This window comes from Alsobacter ponti (assembly GCF_024294805.1).
GTDB classification, from domain to species: domain Bacteria; phylum Pseudomonadota; class Alphaproteobacteria; order Rhizobiales; family Beijerinckiaceae; genus Alsobacter; species Alsobacter ponti.
Window position 1 is genome coordinate 143,244 of sequence record NZ_JANCLU010000006.1, and the last position, 23,983, is coordinate 167,226.

The 23,983-nt window shown below is 66.3% G+C and carries 24 protein-coding genes and 1 tRNA gene; 16 read left to right on the forward strand and 9 right to left on the reverse strand.

What is annotated here, in order from left to right; translation table 11 throughout:
* The 5 genes from NK718_RS08325 to NK718_RS08345 are packed head-to-tail and all read right to left on the reverse strand — an operon-like array spanning window position 1 to window position 7,098.
* A complete protein-coding gene (locus tag NK718_RS08325; protein ID WP_254740529.1) occupies window positions 1–738 on the reverse strand; it encodes a M48 family metallopeptidase in 738 nt (245 codons plus the stop codon).
* Window positions 735–3,707, reverse strand: coding sequence for a type I restriction endonuclease subunit R (locus NK718_RS08330; protein WP_254740531.1), 2,973 nt, complete (start codon window positions 3,705–3,707; stop codon window positions 735–737). The genes NK718_RS08325 and NK718_RS08330 overlap by 4 nt, the downstream gene beginning before the upstream one ends.
* Window positions 3,704–4,945, reverse strand: a complete 1,242-nt coding sequence (locus NK718_RS08335) for a restriction endonuclease subunit S (protein WP_254740532.1) — start codon at window positions 4,943–4,945, stop codon at window positions 3,704–3,706. Before NK718_RS08335 ends, NK718_RS08330 begins: the two co-directional genes overlap by 4 nt.
* The gene (locus NK718_RS08340; protein ID WP_254740534.1) at window positions 4,935–6,461 is read right to left on the reverse strand and encodes a type I restriction-modification system subunit M; all 1,527 of its coding nucleotides are present in this window, start codon (window positions 6,459–6,461) and stop codon (window positions 4,935–4,937) included. Before NK718_RS08340 ends, NK718_RS08335 begins: the two co-directional genes overlap by 11 nt.
* On the reverse strand, window positions 6,454–7,098 hold the full coding sequence (locus tag NK718_RS08345; RefSeq protein WP_254740536.1) for a restriction endonuclease subunit S: 645 nt from the start codon (window positions 7,096–7,098) through the stop codon (window positions 6,454–6,456). Before NK718_RS08345 ends, NK718_RS08340 begins: the two co-directional genes overlap by 8 nt.
* A gap of 169 nt (window positions 7,099–7,267) precedes the next feature.
* Here NK718_RS08345 and NK718_RS08350 point away from each other — a divergent pair, with 169 nt between their 5' ends.
* From NK718_RS08350 to NK718_RS08370, 5 genes are all read left to right on the forward strand, one after another.
* Window positions 7,268–7,519 (forward strand): hypothetical protein, encoded by a 252-nt coding sequence (locus NK718_RS08350; RefSeq protein ID WP_254740668.1) that lies wholly within the window; start codon window positions 7,268–7,270, stop codon window positions 7,517–7,519.
* A gap of 128 nt (window positions 7,520–7,647) precedes the next feature.
* Entirely contained in the window at window positions 7,648–7,938 is a 291-nt protein-coding gene (locus NK718_RS08355; RefSeq protein WP_254740538.1) for a DUF3892 domain-containing protein, read from the forward strand.
* A 295-nt stretch (window positions 7,939–8,233) separates the two neighbouring features.
* Window positions 8,234–9,610: an HD domain-containing protein gene (locus tag NK718_RS08360; protein WP_254740540.1), complete on the forward strand. Its 1,377-nt coding sequence runs from the start codon at window positions 8,234–8,236 to the stop codon at window positions 9,608–9,610.
* The gene (locus NK718_RS08365) at window positions 9,597–10,112 is read left to right on the forward strand and encodes a hypothetical protein (RefSeq protein WP_254740542.1); all 516 of its coding nucleotides are present in this window, start codon (window positions 9,597–9,599) and stop codon (window positions 10,110–10,112) included. The genes NK718_RS08360 and NK718_RS08365 overlap by 14 nt, the downstream gene beginning before the upstream one ends.
* Window positions 10,113–10,199: 87 nt before the next feature.
* Window positions 10,200–10,469 carry a hypothetical protein gene (locus NK718_RS08370; protein ID WP_254740544.1) on the forward strand — a complete coding sequence of 90 codons (270 nt, stop codon included), beginning with the start codon at window positions 10,200–10,202 and terminating at the stop codon, window positions 10,467–10,469.
* Window positions 10,470–10,821: 352 nt separating this feature from the next.
* Here the strand turns inward: NK718_RS08370 and NK718_RS08375 are convergent.
* Window positions 10,822–10,897: transfer RNA gene (locus tag NK718_RS08375), tRNA-Phe, on the reverse strand.
* 223 nt (window positions 10,898–11,120) lie between these two features.
* On the opposite strand from NK718_RS08375, the gene NK718_RS08380 reads away from it, so the two are divergent.
* Genes NK718_RS08380 through NK718_RS08400 form a run of 5 tightly spaced genes read left to right on the forward strand, consistent with a single transcriptional unit; the run spans window position 11,121 to window position 15,575 of the window.
* Window positions 11,121–11,990 (forward strand): aldose 1-epimerase family protein, encoded by an 870-nt coding sequence (locus NK718_RS08380; protein WP_254740546.1) that lies wholly within the window; start codon window positions 11,121–11,123, stop codon window positions 11,988–11,990.
* Window positions 11,991–12,041: 51 nt separating this feature from the next.
* Window positions 12,042–12,728: a Crp/Fnr family transcriptional regulator gene (locus tag NK718_RS08385; RefSeq protein ID WP_254740548.1), complete on the forward strand. Its 687-nt coding sequence runs from the start codon at window positions 12,042–12,044 to the stop codon at window positions 12,726–12,728.
* Window positions 12,721–13,845 carry an ABC transporter ATP-binding protein gene (locus NK718_RS08390; RefSeq protein ID WP_254740550.1) on the forward strand — a complete coding sequence of 375 codons (1,125 nt, stop codon included), beginning with the start codon at window positions 12,721–12,723 and terminating at the stop codon, window positions 13,843–13,845. Before NK718_RS08385 ends, NK718_RS08390 begins: the two co-directional genes overlap by 8 nt.
* Before the next feature lie 6 nt (window positions 13,846–13,851).
* Window positions 13,852–14,772: an ABC transporter permease gene (locus NK718_RS08395; RefSeq protein ID WP_254740552.1), complete on the forward strand. Its 921-nt coding sequence runs from the start codon at window positions 13,852–13,854 to the stop codon at window positions 14,770–14,772.
* Window positions 14,769–15,575: an ABC transporter permease gene (locus tag NK718_RS08400; protein ID WP_254740554.1), complete on the forward strand. Its 807-nt coding sequence runs from the start codon at window positions 14,769–14,771 to the stop codon at window positions 15,573–15,575. Before NK718_RS08395 ends, NK718_RS08400 begins: the two co-directional genes overlap by 4 nt.
* Window positions 15,576–15,603: 28 nt before the next feature.
* Here NK718_RS08400 and NK718_RS08405 read toward each other — a convergent pair whose 3' ends face one another.
* Together NK718_RS08405 and NK718_RS08410 are read right to left on the reverse strand one after the other, a co-directional pair.
* Window positions 15,604–16,143 (reverse strand): hypothetical protein, encoded by a 540-nt coding sequence (locus tag NK718_RS08405; RefSeq protein WP_254740556.1) that lies wholly within the window; start codon window positions 16,141–16,143, stop codon window positions 15,604–15,606.
* The gene (locus NK718_RS08410) at window positions 16,140–17,990 is read right to left on the reverse strand and encodes an AsmA family protein (protein ID WP_254740558.1); all 1,851 of its coding nucleotides are present in this window, start codon (window positions 17,988–17,990) and stop codon (window positions 16,140–16,142) included. The genes NK718_RS08405 and NK718_RS08410 overlap by 4 nt, the downstream gene beginning before the upstream one ends.
* A gap of 319 nt (window positions 17,991–18,309) precedes the next feature.
* Between NK718_RS08410 and NK718_RS08415 the strand changes: the two genes are divergently transcribed.
* The 3 genes from NK718_RS08415 to NK718_RS08425 all read left to right on the forward strand — a co-directional run bounded on the left by NK718_RS08415 (window position 18,310) and on the right by NK718_RS08425 (window position 21,021).
* Window positions 18,310–19,008 (forward strand): CoA transferase subunit A, encoded by a 699-nt coding sequence (locus NK718_RS08415; RefSeq protein WP_254740560.1) that lies wholly within the window; start codon window positions 18,310–18,312, stop codon window positions 19,006–19,008.
* A 13-nt stretch (window positions 19,009–19,021) separates the two neighbouring features.
* Entirely contained in the window at window positions 19,022–19,651 is a 630-nt protein-coding gene (locus NK718_RS08420) for a 3-oxoacid CoA-transferase subunit B (protein WP_254740562.1), read from the forward strand.
* Between the two features lie 74 nt (window positions 19,652–19,725).
* Window positions 19,726–21,021 carry an Hsp70 family protein gene (locus NK718_RS08425; protein WP_254740564.1) on the forward strand — a complete coding sequence of 432 codons (1,296 nt, stop codon included), beginning with the start codon at window positions 19,726–19,728 and terminating at the stop codon, window positions 21,019–21,021.
* A 21-nt stretch (window positions 21,022–21,042) separates the two neighbouring features.
* On the opposite strand, the gene NK718_RS08430 is transcribed toward NK718_RS08425, so the two are convergent.
* Window positions 21,043–21,888 carry an SDR family NAD(P)-dependent oxidoreductase gene (locus NK718_RS08430; protein ID WP_254740566.1) on the reverse strand — a complete coding sequence of 282 codons (846 nt, stop codon included), beginning with the start codon at window positions 21,886–21,888 and terminating at the stop codon, window positions 21,043–21,045.
* A 119-nt stretch (window positions 21,889–22,007) separates the two neighbouring features.
* Here NK718_RS08430 and NK718_RS08435 point away from each other — a divergent pair, with 119 nt between their 5' ends.
* The 3 genes from NK718_RS08435 to NK718_RS08445 all read left to right on the forward strand — a co-directional run bounded on the left by NK718_RS08435 (window position 22,008) and on the right by NK718_RS08445 (window position 23,901).
* Window positions 22,008–22,562, forward strand: a complete 555-nt coding sequence (locus NK718_RS08435; protein WP_254740568.1) for a 2'-5' RNA ligase family protein — start codon at window positions 22,008–22,010, stop codon at window positions 22,560–22,562.
* Window positions 22,559–22,849, forward strand: a complete 291-nt coding sequence (locus NK718_RS08440) for a YkgJ family cysteine cluster protein (protein WP_254740570.1) — start codon at window positions 22,559–22,561, stop codon at window positions 22,847–22,849. Before NK718_RS08435 ends, NK718_RS08440 begins: the two co-directional genes overlap by 4 nt.
* A gap of 89 nt (window positions 22,850–22,938) precedes the next feature.
* Window positions 22,939–23,901 (forward strand): dihydrodipicolinate synthase family protein, encoded by a 963-nt coding sequence (locus NK718_RS08445; protein ID WP_254740572.1) that lies wholly within the window; start codon window positions 22,939–22,941, stop codon window positions 23,899–23,901.
* The last annotated feature ends 82 nt before the right edge of the window (window positions 23,902–23,983 follow it).

Here is a 23,983-nt window from a genome sequence, read left to right on the forward strand (position 1 = left end):
TCACCAAGCGTAGCTGAACCCGCGCCGATCCAATTCGTGAATCCTGCTTTCGTAGTCGGGCATAACTGTTTCGAGAGATCGCCAAAACCGACGCGTGTGGTTGTGTTCGAGGATGTGGCATGCCTCGTGAGCAATCACGTAATCGATCAATGAAACGGGAGCCATCACGAGCCGCCAATTCAGTCGGATCCGGCCGCGAGCGTCGCAACTGCCCCATCGTTTTGATTGATCCACAACATAGATCGGCGGACGCGGAATGCCGAGAGTTTCAGCAATTATTTTGGCTCGTTCGGGAAAGCGCTCTTTGGCTTTGTCGCGATACCAATGCCGCAATGCGCTACGGATTGCGGCCCGCCGAAGCATGGGCGAAAGATCGGGAAGAACCGGAGCGATCAGCGCTGTACCACGCGCCGTGATCCGCGTTGTGATCGCGTCGGCATCCTGCACGACCCGGAGCCGATAGGCGCGGCCAAGATAGTGAAAAGTCTCTCCACCGACGAACTCACGCTGAATGGGCGTGCCACCTAGCTCACGGTAAGCCGCTTGCTTGCGTAGGACCCACGGCCCCTTCTTGCACACGATGTCAAGCACATGGGCGTCGTCCATGTCGGAAGGCGCGAGGACCCGCACGCCGTCATATCCAACCGCGATCGAAACTGTCTTACGCCGCGTCGTCCGTTCGATGGCAAAGCGGATGAGTTCACCACCAAAGCCGAGTTCATGCGTCGGCGTCGTCATCTGGCCAGGCTCTTTCGCGCGACATCCATCATGCTCGCCGTCGCCGCTTCTATTGTGGCCGCATCGAGACCAATAGAGCGAAGGCGCTCCTTGATCGCTCGGCGCATTTGCCGCTGAACGTCTTCTTTTTGTTGCCAGTCGACAAAGCCAGCATAGCCCTCAAGAGCGGCTGCAATGTCGGATGCCGCAGCTTCTCGCGCATTCGCGGGCAACCTATCACTTACGAAAGGCAGAATGCGCCCGGCAGTCCCGTCCAACCGCGACGCGCTTTCAGTCTTACCTGCACGGGCGTCCGGAACCCTAGCTGCCAGGGCCTCAAGGTCGCGCAATCGCCCCAGCGCGCTCGCGGCGGCCACGCGATCCTCCCGGCGCTTGTTGACGATCTTTTCCAGCTGCTCCCAAAGTGAGGCATAGGCCGTCGGGTTTTCGTCGCGGTGGACGTGGATCTCGTGGCGTATGGCGTGTTCGATTTCCGCCGCCTTGGCCTCAGCCGACGTCAGGCTGTCGAGATGCGGCTTGAACGCGGGATCCAGAATGTCCCACCGCGTGAGCAGCGTCTCCACGCCTTCGACGGTGAGATGCTTCGAGATGATGTCGCCGACCTTGGCGCCGTAGTCTTTCGGATCAAACGGCACCCAATGGTGCTCGCGCCGTGATGTTACCCGCAGCCGTGACAGCCACTTGAGGTCGGAGACGTAGGGTTCCTCAAGCCCTTTCGGATCGGGGAGAACCATATCCATCGCTTCCGCGAAGCGCAGAAAGTCGAGTTCGAACTTCGCCAGCGTGTCGTCGGGCTTGAGAAGGTCGAGGCACGCTCGCTCATCATTCCGGTCGATGCCCTCGAAGAGCCGGATGGCGGCGCGGTGGCGGCTCTCGAGCAACTGCACCTTGTCGGAGAGCGGTCGCAGCGCGTTCGTCACGCCGTCCTCTTCCGAGAATAGGTCCAGCGCGTCGGCGATGCGCCGGTTGTCGCCCCAGTAGTCAACCACAAGCCCGTAGGTCTTGCCGTCCGCCGTACGGTTCACACGGGCGATGGCCTGCAACAGCGTGTGCTCGCGCAGAGGCGCATCGAGATAGAGCACCTGTTCAACGGGGGCGTCGAAGCCGGTCAGCAGCATGTCGCAAACGACCAGGATCTTGAGCGGGTCGTCCTTCCGCTTGAACCGGGCGATGAGATTGTCTCGATCTCGTTTCGAGAGGTGATGGGCCTGCAGCCGGGCGCTATCTCCATTCGAGGCGGACATGATCAGCGCGCATTCCGGGGCCCCCATGCGGCGCAGCGCTTCCACATAGCTCACGGCGATGTCCCGGCTCGCCGTGACGATCTGCGCCTTGAAGCCGTTCGGCTCGATAGTCGTGCGGTAATGATCCAGGATGTCGTTGGCGACGGCTTCGACCCGCTGCGGAGAGCCCGCCAGCTTCTCCGGCGCGCTACGTTTCAGCTTCTCAAGCTCCGCGTCCGACAATTCCGGAAACGCCTCGCGCAAATCCGCTTCTATATCGCGTCCTGCGATCCGCAGCCGAGCGTCCCTCATCTCGTAGAAGATTGGCACCGTCGCGCCGTCCTTCACGGCCTGGTCGATCAGGTAGCGGTGCAGATAGTCGCCGAACACCTCGCGGGTGCTGCGATCCTTCTTGTCGATAGGCGTGCCGGTGAAGGCGAGCATGCAGGCATTGGGCAGCCCGGCTCGCATCCGGGCCGCGAGTGCGCCGTATTGCGTGCGGTGCGCCTCATCCACCATGACGAACACATTCGACGCATCAGAGATGACCGAGGAGCGCTTCGGCACAGCGCTGTGGAACTTGTGCACGGTCGTGAGCACCGTCGTACCGACGCTGCCCGAGAGAGCATCCCGCAAGGCGTTGCCGCTTTCGGCCTGGACAGGGTTCGGGAAGCCCGAGCGCTTGAACTGGGCGGTGATCTGGTCGTCAAGGTCCGTGCGGTCGGTGACGATAACGAGCGTCGGGTTTTCCGCCTCCGGCAGACGCCGCAGCTTCGTTGCCAGAAACACCATGGTCAGCGATTTGCCAGAACCTTGCGTATGGTGGATCACGCCGCCGCGCCGCTTGGGGTCTTTCGCCGTGCGGATGCGATCGATCGCTTTGCCGACGGCGACGAACTGCTGGTAGCGGGCGAGCTTCTTCACCCGCTTTCCGTCGATCGTCTCGAACATCACGAAGTTGCGGACGAGGTCCAGGAGGTTTGCGGGCGCCAGAAGTCCGGCCAGCAGTACGTCCTGCCCCGTCGGTGGGCGCGCGAGTTGGGAGGCGAGCTGATCGAGCGTGAGTGGATAGGGGTCCTTCCATTCCGCCCAGTGGCGGACGGGCGTCAGCGTCGTGCCGTATTTCGCCACGTCGCGCGCGAGCGCGATGGACACCTGCGCGGTCTCGAACAGACGCGGCACGCCGAGCCCGGTGAACTCGTCGCGCCCCTCGTAGCGGCGGAATTGGCGCATGGCCTCGCCGATCGGGTCGGCGAGCGCGGGCGATTTGCATTCAATCACCGCGAGCGGCAGCCCGTTCACATAGACGATGATGTCCGGGATGATGTCCTGCCGGGGACCTTTGATCGCAACCTGCCGGGCGAACTCGAAGCTGTTGGCGGCGGGATCGTCGAAATCGAAGAAGCGGACCGTGCGGTCTTGCCGCCGTCCATTCTCCGTGTGGGGCGCGGTGACGCCGTAGGACAAAGCCGTATGCGCCGCCTCGTTGGCCTCCATTACGTCTGCCGCGACGATGCGGGTGACGGCGTTGAGCGCGCGGCGCAAACCGTCGTCCGCCAGCCACGGATTGAGGCGCTTCAGGCATTCGGCGAGGCGGACGGTCAGCACCGGCTCGCTGACGATGCCCTCCCGGAGGTGCTGTACATCCTCACCGCTGAGCGGCTTGTAGTCGAAGAGCACGCGCAAGAGGTCGGCAGCCGGTTCCTCCACCCAGTCGCGTTCCAGCGCCTCGTTGGAGGTCGTCATGCCGCTTGGCCCGATGTTTCGGCGTGCCGCGCGATCATGCTTTCGGGAAGCCGCAGGCGGCCGGAGAGGAGTTCTTGGGCCAGGGCGTCTCGCAGTTGGCAAAGCTGGCTTAGTTCCACCTCCTCCGTTTCGAAACGAAGCCAAAGCGCATTCAAGAAGCCTATTGCTTGATCCTGATAAGGGAGCGGAGGTACCTCAATCTTGATGCGCTTCATCTCGCCGACATTGAGATGCTGTTGAGCAAGTCCTCCTTGCAGAACTGAAATCTGGCGCTTCGCCGCCCCTGAATTCATGAAGTAGCTCACGTACTCGCCGCGAATTTCCGAGCCGGGGCGAGAAAAGATGATGTCAATGCAGTTCAGAGGCCCGAAGTCGCTCGGAATTACGGCTGTCTTGCCGGGTTCGCCGGTCCTTACCGTGACGACGTCGCCGGGTCGGAGGGCCGATTTACCATTCAAGCGGTGACCATCATCCGAAATGCGGACCACGTCAGAGAGGTTCAACCGGTTGGGTCTGACGTTGAGAGAGCGGAGCGCAGGTACGCCACCGCTGGGAACGTAATACGATGCCGGCTTGACCACGATGCCGACTTGAATGGTCGCCATCTCCGCAGCCAAGGTCGAACTCCTCCAACCCGAAGTGTTCTTTTCTCCTGTTACAGGATCGACCCCTTTGAAGAGAGCTTCTGCGAGGGCATCGGCTGTATCAAGCAGCTGAGCGCGCAGCTCTTCAGTCTTGCGTATACCCGCATCCACCGCACCCAGGACATCGGCAATCGCCCGCTGTTCGCCGAGCGGAGGCAGCCAGAAGGGAAAAGTCTCAAGCGTATCAAAGCTCAGCGCTTCGCGAACTGACCCCTGCAAGCTGGACCCAACGCGCCCGATGAATCTTCGGCTTTTCAAAAAGGCATGGAGGTACCGCGCATCAACATCACCAGATGTAACTTTGAATACCGTATACATTGGAGAGACACAAACATCGATCCCTAGCTCGTTTCGCGCCAGCGAACCGACGTTCGCCCTAGACGGGTTAAACGCGTAATCTCCGGTTTGGACAATCTTATAGTTGCTCAGGTCGCGGCTGAAGACCTGCCGGGAGAAAGTAGTCTCCGCAGGCTGCATGCCGTTGCTGTTTGTCACGCTTGCAACGGGGGGGGCGCAAATTGATCCCACACGCCGTGATTGTTCTACGATCAAGCCTCGCAAGCGCGTCCAGTGTTCTTGGTCCTTACCCGACATAGCCCATCTCCTTGAGAAGGGCGTTCATGCGGGCCACGGCTTCGTCTCGCGCCTGTTCAGCCTGCCGCAACTTGTCGAGTTCGGCCTTCACGTCGATCGGCTTTTCCGGCTCCAGCGTGTCGATGTAGCGGGAGATGTTGAGGTTGAAGTCGTTCTCCGCGATCTCCTTCATGTCCACCACGCGGCTGAAGCGGTCCTCATCCGTCCACGCGCGATAGGCGTCCGCGATGCGCTTGATGTTGTCTTCGGTCAGCACATTCTTGCGCGGCCGCTCTTCATATTCCTTCGCCGCATGGATGAAGAGCACCTTGCCTTTGCGCTCGGGCCGTTTCGCCTTGTTGAGCACCAGCACGGTCGCGGGAATGCCCGTGCCGGCGAAGAGGTTTTCCGGCAGGCCGATGATCGCCTCGAACAGATCGGCCTTCAGCATCCCCTCGCGGATGCGCCCATCACCCGAGCCGCGAAACAGCACGCCATGCGGCATCACCACGCCGCACAGTCCGCCCGGCTTCAGCGTCGCCACCATGTGCTGCACGAAGGCCATGTCGCCCATGTTCTTGGGCGGAATGCCGTAGACGAAGCGGTTATGGCCCTGCTTCTCGGCTTCGCCCGAGACGTCATCCGCGCCCCAATTGTCGAGCGAGAACGGCGGGTTGGCGATGACCCGGTCGTAGACGATCAGGTTGCCATCGCCGTCCAGCAGGCGCGGGTTGCGGATGGTGTCGCCCTTCTCGATCTTCGCATCGCGCAGCCCATGCAGCAGCAGGTTCATCTTGGCGATGGCCCAGGTGCCGAGGTTCTTTTCCTGCCCGTGCAGGGTGACGTTGATCGGCTCGCCCAGGCGCTTGCCCTCGATATCCGCGACGTGTCGCGCGCTCTCGATCAACATGCCGCCTGAGCCGCAGGTCGGATCGCAGATGCGCATGCCCGGCCGCGGGTCCAGCACCTCCACGATGAGCTTGACGACGGGATGCGGCGTGTAGAACTCGCCGCCCTTTTTGCCCGCATCGTCCGCGAACCATTCGATGAGGCGTTCATAGGCCCGCCCGAGCATGTCCGGTTCGGAGAGCGACGAGTTGGACAGGTTGATGGTCGAGAACAGCGAGATGAGAAGGGACAGGACCTTCTCCTTGTTCTTCTCGTCACCGAGACGCGATTCCGAATTGAAGTCGATGTTAGCGAGCACACCCTGGATTGAGGTGTTGGCCTCTTCAATCGCGTAGCAAGCCTTGTTGAGATGGTCGCCGATGCCGGTCGTCAGCTTGCTGATGGCGCTCCAGCGTGCGCGCTCGGGCACAAAGAATTCATGCTCGTCCGGATCGGTGTAGGCCAATTCAGCCGGCACGCCGGCCTTGATGCTCTCGCGCGCCTCTTCCTCGAAACGGTCCGACAGGCGCTTCAGGAAGAGGAAGCCGAAGATGTAAATCTTGTAGTCCGAACTATCGATGGAGCCGCGCAGGATGTCCGCCGCTTTCCAGAGATTGTTGAACAGTTCGTCCTTGGTGAGCTTAGTCATCGGTTTTCCCGGTCGTCTGATGGGCGAACAGACGCGCATCCATGACGGCGCGCGCGAGTGAGCGGCGGATTTCGGCGGCTTCGAGGGCCGCGCGGTAAGCGGCCTGCGCCTCGATCGCGAGCGCCGCGATGCGATGCTGCTCTTCGATGGGCGGTAAGGTCACCTCTAGGTTCTTGATGTCCTTCGGCGACAGCGATAGCAGCGTCGTCGCGCCGCGCCGCAGCACCTCGATCTTCGGCCGGTACGTGTCGCTGGCGAGCAGCGCGAACAGCGCGCCCCCCACCACGCCTGGACCGGGGCGAACGACGATAATGTTGCCGCTAGCGATGGCGCCGTCCGATTCCGGCCCGACAAGCCCGAACTTCAGGACGGTGCCCCGCCCGGTTAGCAGAACGTCATCAACGTGGACCGCATTGGCGAGGGCGCGTGAAGGTGACGCAAAGCCGACGGAATCCAATTCCGCGATAGCCGCCACCCCAGCATCCTGAAGATGGCGCACGCCAATGACCGGCAACTTTTCGCCGGGATGCTCAACGCTGTCCTCACGCGACACGCCGATGCCGGCGAACACCTCTGAGATGTCTCCAAGCCGCGCGATCACGGCGTGTGCGGACGGTTGCGGGTCAGTGCGCTTCATGCCAACTTTTGTACAGAACTGAAGCCCGTAGGTCAATACGAAATATACTTTGTAGCACGCTACGGATTTGCTTGGCGCTAAATTCGGCCTTGACGCGGGCAGAGTCACGCGGCATATGCGGATAGTCGGGCACTAGTCCGGCGTCCCGTAGCGAACCAAGGAGGTTCCCATGAGTGCGCGTGCCGAGCCCAGCGGGCTGGCCATTTCCGAGTCCGACGCGGCGCTGATCCGCGGCATGATCCTGAGGGGCGATCGTCATCATGACATCGCAGCGTTCTTCGGCGTGAATCAGGGCCGGATCGCTGAGATCAAGGATGGCAGCCGGTACCCCGGCGTTACTCCTGCCGATCCTGACGAACTGCCGCCGAAGGGGCCGTACCTGACCCCTAAGGTCAAGTGGCAGGAAAGCCGGCTGCGCTAACAGCCGGCTTCCAAGGGGCCGAAGCCCTGCTAGTTCGTGTCTAAGCACCACGTTTCTAGCTGGCCCCTCCTTAAAGATCAATGACCCGGCGCTTCGGACGGGTCGCTAGACTCAAGGAGATGGCGGCCATGGCCGACTATCAGATCGATTGCGTCAATAAGCCGGATCGCAATAGCCCTCACGAGGCGATCACCCACGTGGGCGGGCCCAATCCCAACGGCGTTGGCCGCTGGAAGGACCCAGTTGCGACCATCGTGAGGCTCATCGAGAGCAAGTCCCACCGCTTCTACACCCGGGATGCGGCCGGCCGCACTGCCTGGGTGGGTGTCAACACGAGCAGGGCGGGAAACAAGTTCCTCCAGACCTACGCTGACGGGGTCTGGAGCAACAACCTGCTCGCCCAGCCCGAGTGCGGCTGAGGGTCTCGAGGGGAAGGCCTCGACCTGGTCGGGGCCTTCATTTCTCAGCTGCGATGGCCGCTCCAGCCTTGTGTTGCATAGGGACGCCCGCAAAACTCGTTTCTGCGTAGAATCGATTTTGGCGCTGGCTGCTGCTCTCTGAAGGGCACCCTCCACGCGACTCCCTCAGTTCTGCCGTTTGGGAGGGGCGACTGGAGCGCGTGGGCAGGCGGATAAAGGGTTCTTGGCTCGCGGCGAGCGCGCAAATTCGCTTGCCATGACGCCGTTTGTTCATTATTTGTTCTGGATGGATCGCATGATCAAACGGATCCGAGATCCCGTGCACGGGCTGATCACCTTCGACTTCTCCGACGAAGTCGATAAGGCGGCATGGCGTCTGATCAACACCCCGGAATTCCAGCGATTGCGCCGGGTGAAGCAACTCGGCGTGTCGGAGTTCACCTTCCCCGGCGCAACCCACACGCGCCTGTCGCACTCCATTGGCGTGTTCCACCTCGCACGGCGGTTGATGAAGGTGGCGGAGCGTTATGTGCCCGCTGACAAGCGCAATCAGTCGCGAATGCGCACCGCACTGTTGGCAGCGCTGCTGCACGACCTAGGACATGGACCTTTCAGTCACGCGTTCGAGAACGCCGAAAAGGCACGTGTTGCGAAGGAAAAATACCGCGACCATGAACATTGGACCGCCGAGCTGATCCAGCGGAAGGACGGCGATATCCGCCGTATCCTGAAGGAGGAGTTCGGCGCAGACGGAGCCATCGCCGATGACATCGCGGAGATGCTGAAGGGTAGCAAGCAGGACCTTTATTCCTCAGTTGTATCCAGCTCCTTTGATGCCGATCGGTTGGACTATCTCCAACGAGACAGGATGATGACCGGCTCAGGCGCAGGTGCGATCGACCTCGATTGGCTGCTCGACAACCTGCGCGTGGTCCACGTTCCGGCGAACAGCGGCGAGGACGCGGAGGATAGCGGCGGTGAGACTGTTCAAGTGTTTGCCTTCGAGGAGAAGGCGCTGCAGTCCGCCGAGAGCTTCATTCTTGCCCGCTTCCACCTGTACTCGCAGGTGTATCTTCACAAGACTACGCGCGGCATTGAGAAGATGCTGACGGCCTTCTTGCTGGCCTTCAGCGAAGAGGCGGCCAAAGGGCGAGGGGCCGACTTGGCTGTGCCCGTTTATCACCCGCTACGGGTCTACTACGCCAAGGCGACACCCGACCTGAAGAGCTACTTCGCTCTCGACGACGCCGTTGTCTGGAGCGCGCTGGAGGTATCAGCTGCGAAGGGAAAGGGATCGATTCGGGATTTCGCGGAGCGCATTTGCTCCCGGGGTATCATGAAGGGTGTTGCTATCGACATGGTGAACCCGCAGCCGCATGATTTTGCCCGACGCAGGTTTATCGATCAGAATATGAAAAGCGAACTTGGAAAGTCGGTCTTCGAAGACAGAGCGCCATTGTCCATTTACAAAGACCCCACGAAAGAGACAGTGAAGCCGCATAAGCGTGTTCACATACGCCGTGAGGGTGGGCTCGTTGTCGATATCGCGTCTCTGTCGAAACCGGTAGCTGCTCTTTATGAGGAGCAGGAGATCCTGCGTTATTACTTCATTAACCAAGAGGACCGAACAAAGGTCTTGAATGTCAGGGGAGACAGCCATGCCGGAACTTGACCATCTAGTGGTAGGAACAGTGGCATTGGCGGGCGGGGAGCTGGTTGGCCGCATTCGTTTGCAGAAGGTCGTCTATCTGCTCGACCAACTGGGTATGAAGAGCGGCGCACCGTTTGAGTATCACCATTACGGCCCGTACTCGGAGGCCATCTCCGACGCTGTCACGGATGCGAAATTCTGGGGGAATATCAGCGAGGTGGTCAGCTTCCGCATTGCGGACGGCGCACCCTATAGCTCGTTCAGGACCCAGCCGAAAACTCCCGAGCCTCTTCAGCTCGGCGACCTCAGCGCGGAGGATGCCAAGAAGTACCTCGCCAAGTTCGCGGGCTGCACCTCGACTGTTCTGGAGCTTGCCGCAACCGTGCATTGGCTCGCGTTCGTGGAGAAAGTGCCCGACTGGCGCACTGAGATCGAGGTCCGCAAGGCCGGCAAGACCGGCAACGGTCGCCTTGAGAAGGCGCTTGCGTTGCTATCTGACCTTAGGCTTGCCCCAACTCAATAGTTTAGTGTCGATCCAAACAGGATTTTCCCTGACACGCCCGCAAATCTCGTTTTATTGGTCTGATCGTCCAACGAAGGAGGGACGATCATGACGACGATGAAGGCTGTTTCCGCGAAGCCGATTTCTGCCGCCAAGCCCGAGACGAGCGCGCCCAAGGCCGCCGACGTGGTGAGCCTCAAGGCCATCTGCACCGAACTGAAGCTCGATCCGAGTCTTGCACGCGAGAAGCTGCGGATTGCGGTGCGCGAGGCGAAGAAGTTCCCGGAGCTGGCGAAGGCGCACAAGCCGCGATCAGCGTGGGAGTGGCCGAAGGGATCGGAGGCCGAGCAGCAGGCAAGGGTGGCGCTGTCGGCGTAGTCTGGCTGCACAGCGATCAACCGACGGTCGGGAGCTGTTGGCCGTGTCGCAGCGATCACAGGGGCGAGGAGCGATCCTCGCCCTTTCTCGTGCTCAAAAATCCCCGTGTGATGATTATGAGCACGAGTCGGCAGGCAACCGTCAGCCTACGGATTGCGACGTCTTCGACAGCGCCCGAAGAGAGCCCGTTGCGGCTCTTGTCGCATGTCGGTCAGATCGATCCGTCACGTGCCGTGAGACGCCGTTTCGTTCAAGCAAGTCGCTCTCGACACCCCAGCGAAACCCAAGAACGACATGGAAATTGCCGCCCGGAGCACGTGGAGCCCTAAGTCATTGACTTGCCGAGGAAAAATGGTGCCCAGGGGCGGAATCGAACCACCGACACTGCGATTTTCAGTCGCATGCTCTACCAACTGAGCTACCTGGGCGTTCCGTGGCGCCGGCCGGGGCCGGGGGGAACGCGGCGGGTTATAGAGAACAGGATCGGGACTGTCCAGCGCCTTCGCGGATGAAATCGCGGCGACGGCGCGACGGCTGGCGGCGCGGGCCTTTCGCAAGACCCAAGCCGTTCCGGCTGGGCGAATCCGGGCGCATCGGCCAGTGTGCGGGACGCCGGTCGCGGGCAGCGGCGCAGGGCGAGCGGGGGGAGGCATGGAGGAGGCGAGGCTCGAATCGGGCGCGGCGCGGGCCGTCGTCTCGTCGCACGGGGCGGAACTGCGGGAATGGTCGGTCGACGGACGCGACCTGCTCTGGCACGGCGACGACCGCTGGTGGGGCGATTGCAGTCCGGTGCTGTTCCCGGTGGTCGGCTGGACGCGCGGCGGCAAGGTGCGGGTGGGCGGACGCGAGTATCCGCTCGGCCTCCATGGCTTCGCGCACGAATCGGTCTTCTCCGTCGTGGAACGCGGACCGGATCGGGTGCGCCTGGCGCTCGAGGACGACGCGCGGACCCGCGCGCTCTATCCATTCGCGTTCCGGCTCGAACTCGCCTACCGGCTGACGCCGGAGGCCATCGAGGTCGAGATCTCCGTGGCGAACAGGGGGGACGGGACGATGCCCTACGCGGCCGGCCTTCACCCCGGTTTCCGCTGGCCGCTGCCCGGCGCGGAGGGCAAGCCGCACGCGATCGAGTTCGAGGCCGCCGAGCGGCCCGAGGTGCCGGTCATCGCGCCGGGCGGCCTGTTTTCACGGCGAACAAGGCCGATTCCGCTGCGGGGCCGCGTGTTGCCGGTCGATTCGGACGTTTTCAGCGCGGAGGCGCTGTGCTTCCTGGGCGCGGCGAGCAAGTCCCTGCGCTTCGGCGCGCCGGGCGCCGAGCTCTCCGTGACGCTGGAGAACCTGCCGGGCATCGTGCTGTGGAGCCGGCCGGGCGCGCCGTTCCTGTGCATCGAGGGATGGAGCGGCATGGGCGACCCGGAGGACTTCGAAGGCGACCTGTTCGAAAAACCGGGAATGGCCAAGCTTGAGCCTGGCGAAACGGCCGTTCACCGAATGACATTCTCTTTCCGTGCAAACACTTGACGACGCGACGGCTGGCCATAAGCATGGCGCAGCGGCAGGAGAATTCGCCCGATGCAGACGCTGGCGCGCGTCCCTTTCTTCAAGGACTCCGAACTCGATTTCGAGAAGTTCGACCGCCGCTGCACTTGGCGCCGCTACGACGCGGGCGAGATCATCGTCGACTTCGCGGATCTGTCTTCCGACGTCTACTTCATCATGTCCGGCGACGTGCGAATCCTCATCCGCACGGTGGCGGGCAAGGAGATCATCCTGGGGGAGATGAAGGGCGGCCAGTATTTCGGCGAACTGTCGGCTATCGACGAGACGCCGCGCTCGGCCAACGTCACAGCGCTGACCAACGCCGAGATGTGCATCATGCCGGCTTCCGTGTTCCGCGAGGCGGTGCACACCTCGCCCGTGGTGGCCGACAGGCTGCTGCGCCTGCTCACCTCGCGCATCCGCGACCTCAACGCCCGCCTGACCGAGCACTCGATTTTCGACGTGAAGCACAGGCTGTACTCGGAGCTGCTGCGGCTCTCCGTGCAGCGTCCCGGCGCGCCCGGAGAGCGGGCGGTCTCTCCGCCGCCCTTCCACCACGTGCTGGCGGCGCGGATCGGCTGCCGCCGGGAACAGGTGACGCGCGAGCTGTCGTCGCTGAGCCACGAGGAAGTCGTGGTGCGCACGCGCGGCGCGCTGGTGATCCGCAGGCCCAAGATCCTCGAGGAGCGGTTGGCCGAGGCGCGCCGTTCAAATGGCTGAGCCTCCCGGCCGGCCCGCGCCGCTGATCCGTTTCGAGGGCGTGACCAAGAGCTTCGGCGCGGCGCGCGCGGTGGCCGGCGTCGACCTCGACATCGCGCAGGGCGAGTTCTTCTGCCTGCTGGGTCCCTCGGGATGCGGCAAGACGACCCTGATGCGCACGCTGGCCGGATTCGAGACGCCGGATTCCGGCCGTATCCTGCTCGACGGGGCCGACCTCGCCGGCGTGCCGGCGCATCGCCGCCCGGTCAACATGATGTTCCAGTCCTATGCGCTGTTTCCGCACATGAGCGTGGAGGCCAACATCGCCTTCGGGCTGCGGCAGGACGGCGTGCCGCGCGCCGAGATCGCCGAGCGCGTCGCCGCGATCGTGCGGACGGTCCAGATCCAGGGGCTGGAGAAGCGCCGTCCCCACCAGCTCTCGGGCGGGCAGAAACAGCGTGTGGCGCTGGCCCGCGCGCTGGTCAAGAGGCCGCTTGTGCTGCTGCTCGACGAACCGCTCGCGGCGCTCGACCGCAAGCTGCGCGAGGACACGCGCTTCGAGTTGAAGGAATTGCAGGCGCGGCTCGGCCTCACCTTCCTCATGGTCACGCACGACCAGGACGAGGCGATGGCGATGGCCGACCGCATCGGCGTGATGGAGAAGGGCCGGCTGGTGCAGGTGGGCGCGCCGGCCGAGGTCTACGAGACGCCCGCCACCCGCGGCGTCGCGGCGTTCGTCGGCGACTCCACGCTGATCGAGGGCGTGGCCGGCGCGTTCGACGGAGCGGCGGCGCGGCTGCGCGTGCGCGCCGCTTTGGGCGCGTCCTCGCCCGAGTTCGTGGTGGCCGCGCGCGAGGCTCCGGCCGAGGGCTCGGCGGTCACGCTGGCCCTGCGTCCCGAGAAATTGCGCCTGTGGACGGAGCCGCCCGAGGCCGGCACGCCCAACGTGCTGGAGGCCGAGGTGTGGGATCTCGGCTATCTTGGCGACAAGACGCTGGTGCGCCTGCGCCTGCCCGGCGGCGGGACGGTGCGGGTGTCGCGGCTCAACGCCTCCCGCCGCCCCGAGGCGGGACTGTCGGCTCATCAGCGCGCCTGGATCGGCTTCGATCCGGCCGACGCCGTGCTGCTGACGCGGTAAGCCGAAATGCGGAGCGGCGCGGAGAGGCGGGCCCGGGCGGGGCGGGCGCTGGTGGCGGGGCTGCCCTTCGCCTGGCTTGTCGCCTTCTTCCTCGCGCCCTTCGGGCTGGTGGCGAAGATCAGCCTGTCCGAGAAGGCCAACGCGCGTCCGCCCTACCGGCCGGCCTTCGCCGCCGGCGACGGTCCGGGCGATGTCCTCGACAAGCTGTCCGCCCTCAGCCTCGACAATTACCGGCTGCTCGCGGAAGAGCCGCTTTATCTCGACGCCGTCCTCACCTCGCTGCGTCTCGCCGCGACGGCGACCGTGCTGGCGCTGCTCATCGCCTATCCCGTCGCCTACGCCATGGCGCGCGCGCCGGGGCGTCTTCGGCCGGCCCTGCTGCTGCTCGCCATGCTGCCGTTCTGGACGAGCTTCCTGATCCGCGTCTACGCCTGGATCGGCATCCTCAAGCCGGAGGGCCTGCTCAACGCGGCGCTGGCATGGCTGGGGCTGATCGACACGCCGCTCGAGATCCTCAACACCGAATGGGCCGTGCAGATCGGCCTGGTCTACTCCTATCTGCCCTTCATGCTGCTGCCCCTCTATGCGGCGCTGGAGCGCATCGACCCGACGCTGCTGGAGGCCGGGCAGGACCTCGGCGCGCCGCCCTGGAAGACTTTCTGGCTCGTCACGCTGCCGCTGTCGCGGCCCGGCGTGACGGCCGGCTGCTTCCTGGTGTTCATCCCGGCGCTGGGCGAGTTCGTCATCCCGGACCTGCTCGGCGGCTCCGAGACGGTGATGATCGGCACGGTGCTGTGGTCGGAGTTCTTCGGCAACCGCGACTGGCCGCTCGCCTCGGCGGTGGCGGTCGTGCTGCTCGTCGCCGTGGTCGCGCCCATGGTGCTGTGGCGGCGCGAAGAGGCGCGCCGGACGGAGGCGCCGACATGACGCCCCGCCTCACTGCGTTCAACGTCGTGTCGCTGACGCTGGGCTTCGCCTTTCTCTATTTGCCGATCGTGCTGCTCGTCGTCTTCTCCTTCAACGAGTCGAAGCTGGTGACGGTTTGGGGCGGGTTCTCGACCCGCTGGTACGCCGCGCTGCTCGGCAACGGGCCGCTGCTGGAAGCCGCCTGGGTCTCGCTACGCATTGGCGTTCTGTCGGCCACGTTCGCCACCGTGCTCGGCACGCTGGCGGCGGTGGCGCTGGTGCGCTTCGGCCGCTTCGCCGGGCGGACGCTGCTGACCGGCATGGTCTACGCCCCGCTGGTCATGCCCGAGGTGATCACCGGCCTGTCGCTGCTGTTGCTGTTCGTGGCGCTGGACGTCGACCGCGGCTTCTGGACGGTGACGCTGGCGCATGTGAGCTTTTCCATGTGTTTCGTCACGGTGGTGGTGCAGTCGCGCCTCGTGACCATGGATCGCAGCCTGGAGGAGGCGGCGATGGACCTCGGCGCAACCCCGCTGGCGACCTTCTTCCAGGTGACGCTGCCGCTCATCGCCCCGGCCGTGGCGGCGGGCTGGATGCTAGCCTTCACGCTGTCGCTGGACGATCTCGTCATCGCCAGCTTCACCTCCGGGCCGGGGGCCACGACGCTGCCGATGCGCATCTACGGTCAGGTCCGCCTCGGCGTCTCCCCCGAAATCAACGCCGCCTGCACGATCATGATCGGCGTGGTGACGCTGGCCATCCTCGCCTTCTCCATCGCCAGCAAGCGCGGCCTCGCCGAGCCCGGAAGGGCGGAAGGGGCGTAGCGCGTCCTTGCGCGACGGCCGGGGTGCGTCAGGACTCCGTCGTGGCGGGCTCGGATCGCGCGAAGTCGACGAGCGTGGCGCGGTAGCGCTCCACGATGGCGGCGAGGGGAATGCCGTCATGTCGGGTGACGAGGACGTCAAGCTCGAACAGCCATTCCCCGTTTAGCGCGGAGGGCGCGCGCAATGCCAGCGTGCGGCGTTTGGGCCCCAGCGCCGCGACGGCGAAGCCGAACGGCGTGTCGGTGGTCTCCAGCCGCATTCGCGTCGAAACGTCCAGGCGATCCGGCAAATACCAGTTGTCGGCTTGGCTGAGAGGCACGTCCCCGTAGACAAGCTCGACGCGGCGGTGGCGGACCGGCTCGCCGGGGCGCGGGCCGAGAAGCCTCGCCATCGCCGCCGGCGGCGGCGCGTCGGGACCGGGGTGGCGGCGCACCCGGACGCCGTCGGCGCGGGGCAGGCCATGGGCGCGGCACCACGCCTCCAACTCCTGCGTGGCGCTGCGGCAGCACGCCAGGCGCTCGCGCAGAACACTCGCCAGCGCGTCGCGGCTCGAATCCGGCGCGGTCACGGCGAGGGGGGCGCTCGCTCGGCGAGAGCCGGGGCGGAGGCGGGCGGTGTCGGCCGCTTCGGCTCGAAGAACGGCGCCGCCGCTCCGGATCGGCGGATCAGGCTGCGCGCGTCCGGCGTCACGACCGGACTTTCGAGCGCGCCGCCGATCTCGAACGGCAGCACCACCGCGGCGGTCGCGCCGGCGGGACGTTGCGTCGCCTGCGCCTCGCCCGTGAGGGCGTAGAGCCGCTCGGCGATGGCGATACGGCCATCCAGCGTCACGCGCGTATCGGCGCTGACGATCGTCCCGTCGGCGACCTCGAAGACACCCTTCGCGATGCGGCCGGAGAGCACGGCGGAGTCGAATGGCGTCCGCCCGCCCCGCGTGACGAGGGCAGCGGAAAGCGGCTGCTTCTCGAAGCGGGAGAGTAGGTCCGGCAGGTTGACGCCGATCAGCTCGCCGCCTTTGACCGTGACGCTGGCCTTGCCGTCGAGGCCGCGCATCAGCGCCATCGGCGACTCGCCCGTGGTCTCCACCTGCACCGAAGCGTGGGCGACCCCGGCGATCCGCCGCGCCGCGCCCATCGCCGCCAGCAGCGCGCCGGGGTCGATGGCCTCGAGCGTCGCCTGCGCTTTGATGTCGATGCTGGACGGGCCGTTCGGCGCGAGGGCGAGCCGGCCCTTCAGGCGGCCTTGCAGCATGTCGGCGTTGCCGATGACGATGTCGGTGCGCCCGGCATGGGCGCGCACCGCCAGCGCCGCGTTGGCGAAGCTCGCGCCGCCGGCGATCACCGTCGCCGCCGAGAGGCGCAGGTCGATTTCGCCCACGGGCAGCACGGACGGGTCCAGAAGCTCGCGGCTCCACGCGCCGTCGCCGCCGCGCCAGGCGGCGAGCGCCTGCAACGCCGGGGTGAGGTCAAGCCGCTCGGTCGCCAAGGTGCCGCCCAGCTCGGGACGCCCCTCGGCGTCGCGCAATGTCACCGCGCCGTCGAAGCGCCCGGCGGCGTTGGCGATGCGGGCGTTCGCCAGGGAGACCGCGCCGGGCAGCAGGCGTGCGTCGCCGGACACGGAGAGCCGGCCGGAGAGCGGCAGGGGAGGCGTCACCCCCAGCCAGGCGAGCAGGCGGTCGGCCGCGTCGGTGTCGAGCGACACCACGCCGTCGATCTGGCGTCCGCCGCCGCCGGAGAAGCGGCCGCGCAGGTCGAGCGCGCCGAGGCCGGATTTCGCGGAGACATGGATGGGGCTCGCCGACTGCGATGCCCCCGAGGGGCGCAGCCCCTCCGCTGTCAGTTCCACGGTCTCGCCGCGCCAGCGCAGCGACAGCCGCGCATCGAGCGTCCCGTCGTCGCGCCCGCGGGTGATCGCGCCGTTGACTTCCGACAGGACCGCGTGGAGCTCCCCGCTTTCATCGGGAGCGACGACCCGCCCGCCCGCGAGCTTCAGGCGGCGCAGGTCCGGCATCTCGACTGCCGGGGCGGCGAGCAGCTTCGCCAGCGGGTCCAGGGCGCCGCGGGCCAGCGCCGCGTCCGGAACGGCGAGGGTCGGCTCCTGCAACGTCAGGTCCGCCAATTCCAGGCGGCCGCCGGCCAGCGGCAGCAGGCGAAGGTCCCCGCGCAGGGCCGCCGCGCGCAGCGACAGCCCGGTCTCGGAGTCCGTGAGGCTGACCTCATCGACCGTCAGCCTCGGCCACGGCAGCGCGGTGAAAAGGGCGACCGCGCGCGTGTCCACCCGCATGCCGGACAGCCCGAGGATCTGCGCGCCGACCTCGCGTTCCAGAATGACGCGCGGCACGCGCCAGGACGTCAGGCCGGCCCAGGCGACGAGGCCCGTCATCGCGGCGGCGGCAAGAAGGGGGACGGGTTTCATGTCGTTTCGCGCACGTGGCCGCCGGACAGCGCTGCGAATCGGCGCGCCGGAAGGTCGACGCGCGATCGCGGCCAGCGTTGTACTCCGACTCCGCGTTCCCCGAAAGCCGGGCGCGCCGGGGCGCCGGCTGGAGCGGCGCCGCCGGCGCGCCGAATGGGTAGCTTTCGCGAGCGCAGCATTTTCTGTATCGATGCCGGAGAACGCCGGCGGCAGCGCTGGACCGAGAGCAAGGCAGCCTCATGATGCACCGCCCATCTCCGTACGGGACGCCGCCGGGCCTCCTGCCCGCCGCCTTCATCCGCCACCAGAGAACCACCCCATGAAGAAGACCTACGAGAGCGCCGCCGCCGCGCTCGACGGACTGCTGTTCGACGGGATGACCATCGCCGCCGGCGGCTTCGGCCTGTGCGGCATCCCCGAGCTGCTGATCGATGCGATCCGCGACGCGGGGACCAAGAACCTCGTCGTGGCCTCGAATAATTGCGGCGTCGACGATTTCGGCCTCGGCATCCTGCTCAAGACCAAGCAGATCCGGAAGATGATCTCGTCCTATGTCGGCGAGAACGCGGAGTTCATGCGGCAATATCTCTCCGGCGAGCTGGAGCTGGAGTTCAATCCGCAGGGCACGCTGGCCGAACGCATGCGCGCCGGCGGCGCCGGCATCCCCGGCTTCTACACGAAGACGGGCGTCGGCACCGTCATCGCCGAGGGCAAGGAGCACAAGCTTTTTGACGGCGTGACCTACATCCTCGAGCGCGGCATCGTGGCCGACCTGTCCATCGTCAAGGCGTGGAAGGCGGACCCGTCCGGCAACCTCGTGTTCCGCAAGACGGCGCGCAACTTCAACCCGCCGGCGGCCACCTGCGGCAAGGTCTGCATCGCCGAGGTTGAGGAAATCGTGCCGCTCGGCGCGCTGGAGCCCGACCACATCCACCTGCCGGGCATCTACGTTCACCGCCTGATCCAGGGCCAGCACGAAAAGCGCATCGAACAGCGCACCGTCCGCAAGCGCGCCTGAGGGAGTTCTGACCATGGCTTGGACCCGCGACCAGATGGCCGCCCGCGCCGCGCGCGAACTGCAGGACGGCTGGTACGTCAATCTCGGCATCGGCATCCCGACGCTGGTGTCGAACTACATCCCCGAGGGCGTCCACGTGACGCTTCAGTCGGAGAACGGCATGCTCGGCATGGGGCCGTTCCCCTACGAGGGCGATGAGGACCCGGACCTCATCAATGCCGGCAAGCAGACCATCACGGAGCTGCCGCAGACGGCCTTCTTCGACAGCGCCCAGAGCTTCGCGATGATCCGTGGCGGCAAGATCGCGATGGCGATCCTCGGCGGCATGGAAGTGTCGGAAGAGGGCGACCTCGCCAACTGGATGGTGCCCGGCAAGCTCGTCAAGGGCATGGGCGGCGCCATGGACCTTGTCGCCGGCGTCGGCCGCGTCGTCGTGGTGATGGACCACACCAGCAAGACCGGCGAGTCGAAGGTGCTGCGCAAATGCACCCTGCCGCTCACCGGCAAGGGCGTCGTCAACCGCATCATCACCAATCTCGGCGTGCTCGACGTCGTCCCCGGCGGCCTGAAGATCGTCGAGACGGCCGAGGGCGTCACCGAGGCGGAGCTGCGCGCCGCCACCGAGGCGACCATCGTGAACTGAGGCCGGTGCCGGGGCCTCTTGAGGCGCGGGGGCGACGCGTGTAAAAGCCGCGTCCCCCCGACGGAGGCCGCCTCTTGCCCCAATTGTCGATCGGCCTCGATTTCGGCACGAGCAACACCGTGCTCGCCCTGGCGGCGGGCGGGGACTCGAAGGTCGTCACCTTCGACCACCGGGGCGAGTCGCTCACCGGCTTCATCTCGGCGCTGTGCTTCTGGCAGCAACGCGTGAAGGGCATCCAGACGGCGCGCGTCGAGGCCGGGCCGTGGGCGGTGGACGAGTTCCTGGAAGGGCTCGACGCGCACCGCTTCATGCAGTCCTTCAAGAGCTTCGCCGCGAGCGCGACCTTTCGCGACACGCGCATTTTGGGCGCGGCCTACGCCTTCGAGGATCTTCTCGCCACGTTTCTGAAAATAGTGTTTCGCCACGCGCGCCTCGAGACGGGCGGAGCGAGGCTGGTGGTGGGCCGGCCGGTGCGTTTCGCCGGGGCGAACCCCGACGCGGCGCTCGCCATGCGGCGCTATCGCGACGCCTTCGCCCGAGCGGGGCTGGAGGGAGCGCGTTTCGTCTACGAGCCCGTGGCGGCGGCGTTCCACTTCGCGCGGCGGCTGGAGCGCGACGCCACCGTGCTGGTGGCCGATTTCGGCGGAGGCACGAGCGACTTTTCCGTGATGCGCTTCGAAAAGACGACCGCGAGCCGGGCGAGGGCGCTGGGTCATGCGGGCGTCGGCATCGCCGGCGACACCTTCGACCACCGCATCATCGACCACGTCGTGTCGCCGCGCCTCGGCAAGGGCACGTCCTACCGCTCCTTCGGCAAGACGCTCGCCATTCCGGTCCACTATTTCGCGAATTTCGCGCGCTGGAACCACCTCGCCTTGATGAAGTCCAACGGCGACCTGAAGGAGCTGCGCGAGCTGATCCGCAGCGCCACCGCCCCGGACAGGCTCGCGGCGTTCGCCGAGCTCATCGAGCATGATTTGGGATTTCCGCTCTACCGGGCGGTCTCGCGGGCCAAGACGGCCCTGTCCTCGGCGGAAAGCGCGGACTTCGCCTTCCGCGTCGGGGACGTCGACCTCTCGGCGACAATCGCCCGCGCCCAGTTCGAGGAGTGGATCGCCGACGACCTCCAGCGCATCCGCGACACGGTGTCGCAAGCCTTGCGGGCCGCCAACGTCACGCAGGGCGGGATCGAGCGCGTGTTCCTGACGGGCGGCTCGTCCTTCGTTCCCGCCGTGCGGCGCATCTTCTCCGAGAGCTTCGGGGAGGAGCGGCTCGTCTCCTCCGACCAGTTCGAGTCGATCGCCTCCGGCCTCGCGCTGATCGGCCAGTCGCCCGACATCGGCGACTGGACGGCGGAGGAGGAAGGGTAGGGCGTCGGAATGGGCCCTGGGCTAGGGTCCCGTCTTGACGAAGTCGGCGAACCGCTCGGTCCATTCGGGATGCCAGCGCGACAAAGGGGGGCGGTTCTCGACGATGTCGCCCGCCGCCCACAGGATGCGTTTCTCGTCGATGGCGCGCGTGACGTCGTTGTCCGGGCAGAGGATGTAGAAGTCGCCCGCCTCCAGCCGCTCCATCATGAAGTCGACCGTCTGCTCGGGCGTCCACGCGCCCGCCGGCTTCTCGGTTCGGCCGCGGTTGGTGAGGTTGGTGAACACCCAGCCGGGAATCAGGAGATGGGCAGAGACGCGGCAGCCTGGCGTGTTGCGCAGTTCGTGCTGCAGCGCCTCGGTGAAAGCCTTCACGCCCGCCTTGGACACGTTGTAGGCGGGATCGCCCGGCGGCGTGGTGATGCCCTGCTTGGAGCCGGTGTTGACGACGAGGCCGGGCCCGCCATGCGCGATCATGTCCGGCACGAGGATGCGCGCGCCGTTGATCACGCCCCACAGGTTCACGGCGACGACGCGCTCCCAGTTCTCCTGCGGCCCGAACAACGCGCTTCCGGGCTGCACGCCGGCGTTGTTCATGAGCACGTGGACGGGTCCGAAGGCGGCGGCGACCCGCTCGCGCAGGGCGTTGAGGTCGTCGATCCGCGACACGTCGGCCGCGACGGCGAGGACGTCCGTCCGGCTTTCCGCCTTGAGCGTGGCGAGCGCGGCGTCGAGGCGCGGGCCGGCGAGGTCGACGATGCACACGCGCAGGCCGAAGCCGGCCAGCTTGCGCGCGGCGGCGAGGCCGATGCCGGAGGCGCCGCCGGTGATGACGGCGGCATGCGAGGCGGCGATGGCGGGGTGAGGCATGACGGTCTCCTTGCGCGGAAGCGGCTGACCGACTGGATAGCCCCCGCCGCGCGGCTTGTCAGCCTTGGCCGGGGGCGCGCCACTCTGGCGGGCGGGGCCGGAATGTGCGACAGGGGCGCGTGAGCTCCTTCTACGCCGCCCCCCATCACGACGCCGACGAGGATCCGCTGATCGTCACGGCCGCGTTCGACGCCGCCGCCTCGGCGCGCTTCCAGGCGCTGCGGCAGGCGCACTACCCGGCGGAGCTGAACCGCGTGCCGGCGCACCTCACGCTGTTCCACAAGCTGCCCGGCCGCCTCGCCGGGGAGGTGGAGGACGCGCTGGCGGAAGAGGGCTGGCGGCTCGACCCTCTGCCGGCCCGCGCCGTCGGCCTGCGCTTTACCGGGCGGGGCGTCTCCGTCGAGATCGACGCCCCCGCCCTGTGCGCGGTGCGCGACCGGCTGGCCAGGCTCTGGTCCGGCCTTTTGACGCCGCAGGACCGGCAGCGTTTCGCGCCCCACGTCACCATCCAGAACAAGGTCCCGCCTTCCAAGGCGCGGCGGACCCACATGGGGCTGTCGGCGATCTTCGAGCCTTTCGCCTTCACGCTGGAGGGGCTGCAAATGTGGGCCTATCGCGGCGGTCCGTGGGAGGAGGCGGGGCTGTTCCCCTTCGGGGGAGGGCCGGCGGCGTGAGCGCGGCCGCGTTCGACTGCCAGGCTTGCGGCGCGTGCTGCGCCACCTCGGCCGAGTGGCCGCTGTTCACGCTGGAGAGCGACGAGGAGATCGCCCGCATTCCGGCGGAACTGGTTGGCGCGGGCGAGACCGGCATGCGCTGCGCCGGCGACCGCTGCCTCGCGCTCGCCGGAGAGATCGGCAAGGCGACCGCCTGCTCGGTCTACGCCGTTCGGCCGCTGGTCTGCCGGGAGTGCGAGCCGGGCGACCCGGAGTGCCTGATGGCGAGGGCCCGGCACGGGCTGTGATCCGCGCGGCCCCGGCGCGGACCGCAATCGCCTCTTGAGATCGGCGTCGCGCCGGCTAGGTTGTCCGACAACGCGACCGACCGGGGAGGATGGCTCCCCGCCGCCGAATCCGTCGCCCTGGAGGAAAGTCCGTGTCCGTCACCCGCTATACCGGGGTCTTCCCCGTCGCGCCGACCCCGTTCACCGAGACCGGGGCGCTCGATCTCGACGGCAAGCGCCGCGTGCTCGACTGCATGGTCGACCAGGGCGTCGACGGCATCTGCATTCTCGCCAACTACTCCGAGCAGTTCCTGCTCTCCGACGCCGAGCGCGACGCGGTGCTCGAAACGAGCCTGGAGCACGTCGCGGGCCGCGTGCCGGTGATCGTCACGTGCAGCCATTTCTCGACGCAGATCGCGGTCGATCGCGCCCACAAGGCCGCCGCCGCCGGGGCCAGCATGCTGATGCTGATGCCGCCCTATCACGGCGCGACGCTGCGCGCCGACGAGAACGGAATCCTCGAGCATTTCTCCCGCATTGCGGAGGCGGTCGACATCCCGATCATGGTGCAGGATGCGCCGCTCTCGGGCGTCGCGCTGTCCGTGCCGTTCCTCGTGCGCCTCGCCAAGGCGGCGCCCACGGTCAGCTATTTCAAGCTCGAGGTCCCCGGAACGGCGGCCAAGCTTCGCTCCCTGATCGCGCAGGGCGGCGACGCCATCGTCGGCCCGTTCGACGGCGAGGAAAGCATCACGCTCATGGCCGACCTCGACGCCGGAGCGACCGGCACGATGTCGAGCGCGCTGCTGCCGGACCTGATCAAGCCGGTGCTGACGCACCACGCGGCGGGACGCCGCAAGGAGGCCGCCGCCGCCTACGCGTCGATCCTGCCGCTGATCAACTACGAGAACCGCCAGTGCGGCTTGCGGGCCACCAAGACGGTGATGATGGAGGGCGGAGTGATCAAGTCCGATCACGTGCGCCATCCGCTGGAGCCGCTGCACCCGGCGACGCGAGCGGGGCTTCTGGAACTCGCCCAGGAGGCGAACCCGCTGGCCCTGCGCTGGGGGCGCTGACGCCTTCGTTCCCCGTCCCCCTGTCCAAATCGGCCTCGAAACCCTATTTTGTGCAGTGCAGCAACCATCGCTGATGAGCGAA

Bases quoted from the DNA above. Each gene is read 5' to 3' on its own strand.
- NK718_RS08325 (WP_254740529.1), bottom strand. From the start codon at position 738: ATGACGACGCCGACGCATGAACTCGGCTTTGGTGGTGAACTCATCCGC.
- NK718_RS08420 (WP_254740562.1), top strand. From the start codon at position 19,022: ATGGCTTGGACCCGCGACCAGATGGCCGCCCGCGCCGCGCGCGAACTG.
- NK718_RS08350 (WP_254740668.1), top strand. From the start codon at position 7,268: ATGAGTGCGCGTGCCGAGCCCAGCGGGCTGGCCATTTCCGAGTCCGAC.
- NK718_RS08345 (WP_254740536.1), bottom strand. From the start codon at position 7,098: ATGAAGCGCACTGACCCGCAACCGTCCGCACACGCCGTGATCGCGCGG.
- NK718_RS08335 (WP_254740532.1), bottom strand. From the start codon at position 4,945: ATGTCGGGTAAGGACCAAGAACACTGGACGCGCTTGCGAGGCTTGATC.
- NK718_RS08430 (WP_254740566.1), bottom strand. From the start codon at position 21,888: ATGCCTCACCCCGCCATCGCCGCCTCGCATGCCGCCGTCATCACCGGC.
- NK718_RS08415 (WP_254740560.1), top strand. From the start codon at position 18,310: ATGAAGAAGACCTACGAGAGCGCCGCCGCCGCGCTCGACGGACTGCTG.
- NK718_RS08365 (WP_254740542.1), top strand. From the start codon at position 9,597: ATGCCGGAACTTGACCATCTAGTGGTAGGAACAGTGGCATTGGCGGGC.
- NK718_RS08400 (WP_254740554.1), top strand. From the start codon at position 14,769: ATGACGCCCCGCCTCACTGCGTTCAACGTCGTGTCGCTGACGCTGGGC.
- NK718_RS08445 (WP_254740572.1), top strand. From the start codon at position 22,939: ATGGCTCCCCGCCGCCGAATCCGTCGCCCTGGAGGAAAGTCCGTGTCC.
- NK718_RS08395 (WP_254740552.1), top strand. From the start codon at position 13,852: ATGCGGAGCGGCGCGGAGAGGCGGGCCCGGGCGGGGCGGGCGCTGGTG.
- NK718_RS08380 (WP_254740546.1), top strand. From the start codon at position 11,121: ATGGAGGAGGCGAGGCTCGAATCGGGCGCGGCGCGGGCCGTCGTCTCG.
- NK718_RS08370 (WP_254740544.1), top strand. From the start codon at position 10,200: ATGACGACGATGAAGGCTGTTTCCGCGAAGCCGATTTCTGCCGCCAAG.
- NK718_RS08360 (WP_254740540.1), top strand. From the start codon at position 8,234: ATGATCAAACGGATCCGAGATCCCGTGCACGGGCTGATCACCTTCGAC.
- NK718_RS08385 (WP_254740548.1), top strand. From the start codon at position 12,042: ATGCAGACGCTGGCGCGCGTCCCTTTCTTCAAGGACTCCGAACTCGAT.
- NK718_RS08330 (WP_254740531.1), bottom strand. From the start codon at position 3,707: ATGACGACCTCCAACGAGGCGCTGGAACGCGACTGGGTGGAGGAACCG.
- NK718_RS08355 (WP_254740538.1), top strand. From the start codon at position 7,648: ATGGCCGACTATCAGATCGATTGCGTCAATAAGCCGGATCGCAATAGC.
- NK718_RS08410 (WP_254740558.1), bottom strand. From the start codon at position 17,990: ATGAAACCCGTCCCCCTTCTTGCCGCCGCCGCGATGACGGGCCTCGTC.
- NK718_RS08390 (WP_254740550.1), top strand. From the start codon at position 12,721: ATGGCTGAGCCTCCCGGCCGGCCCGCGCCGCTGATCCGTTTCGAGGGC.
- NK718_RS08340 (WP_254740534.1), bottom strand. From the start codon at position 6,461: ATGACTAAGCTCACCAAGGACGAACTGTTCAACAATCTCTGGAAAGCG.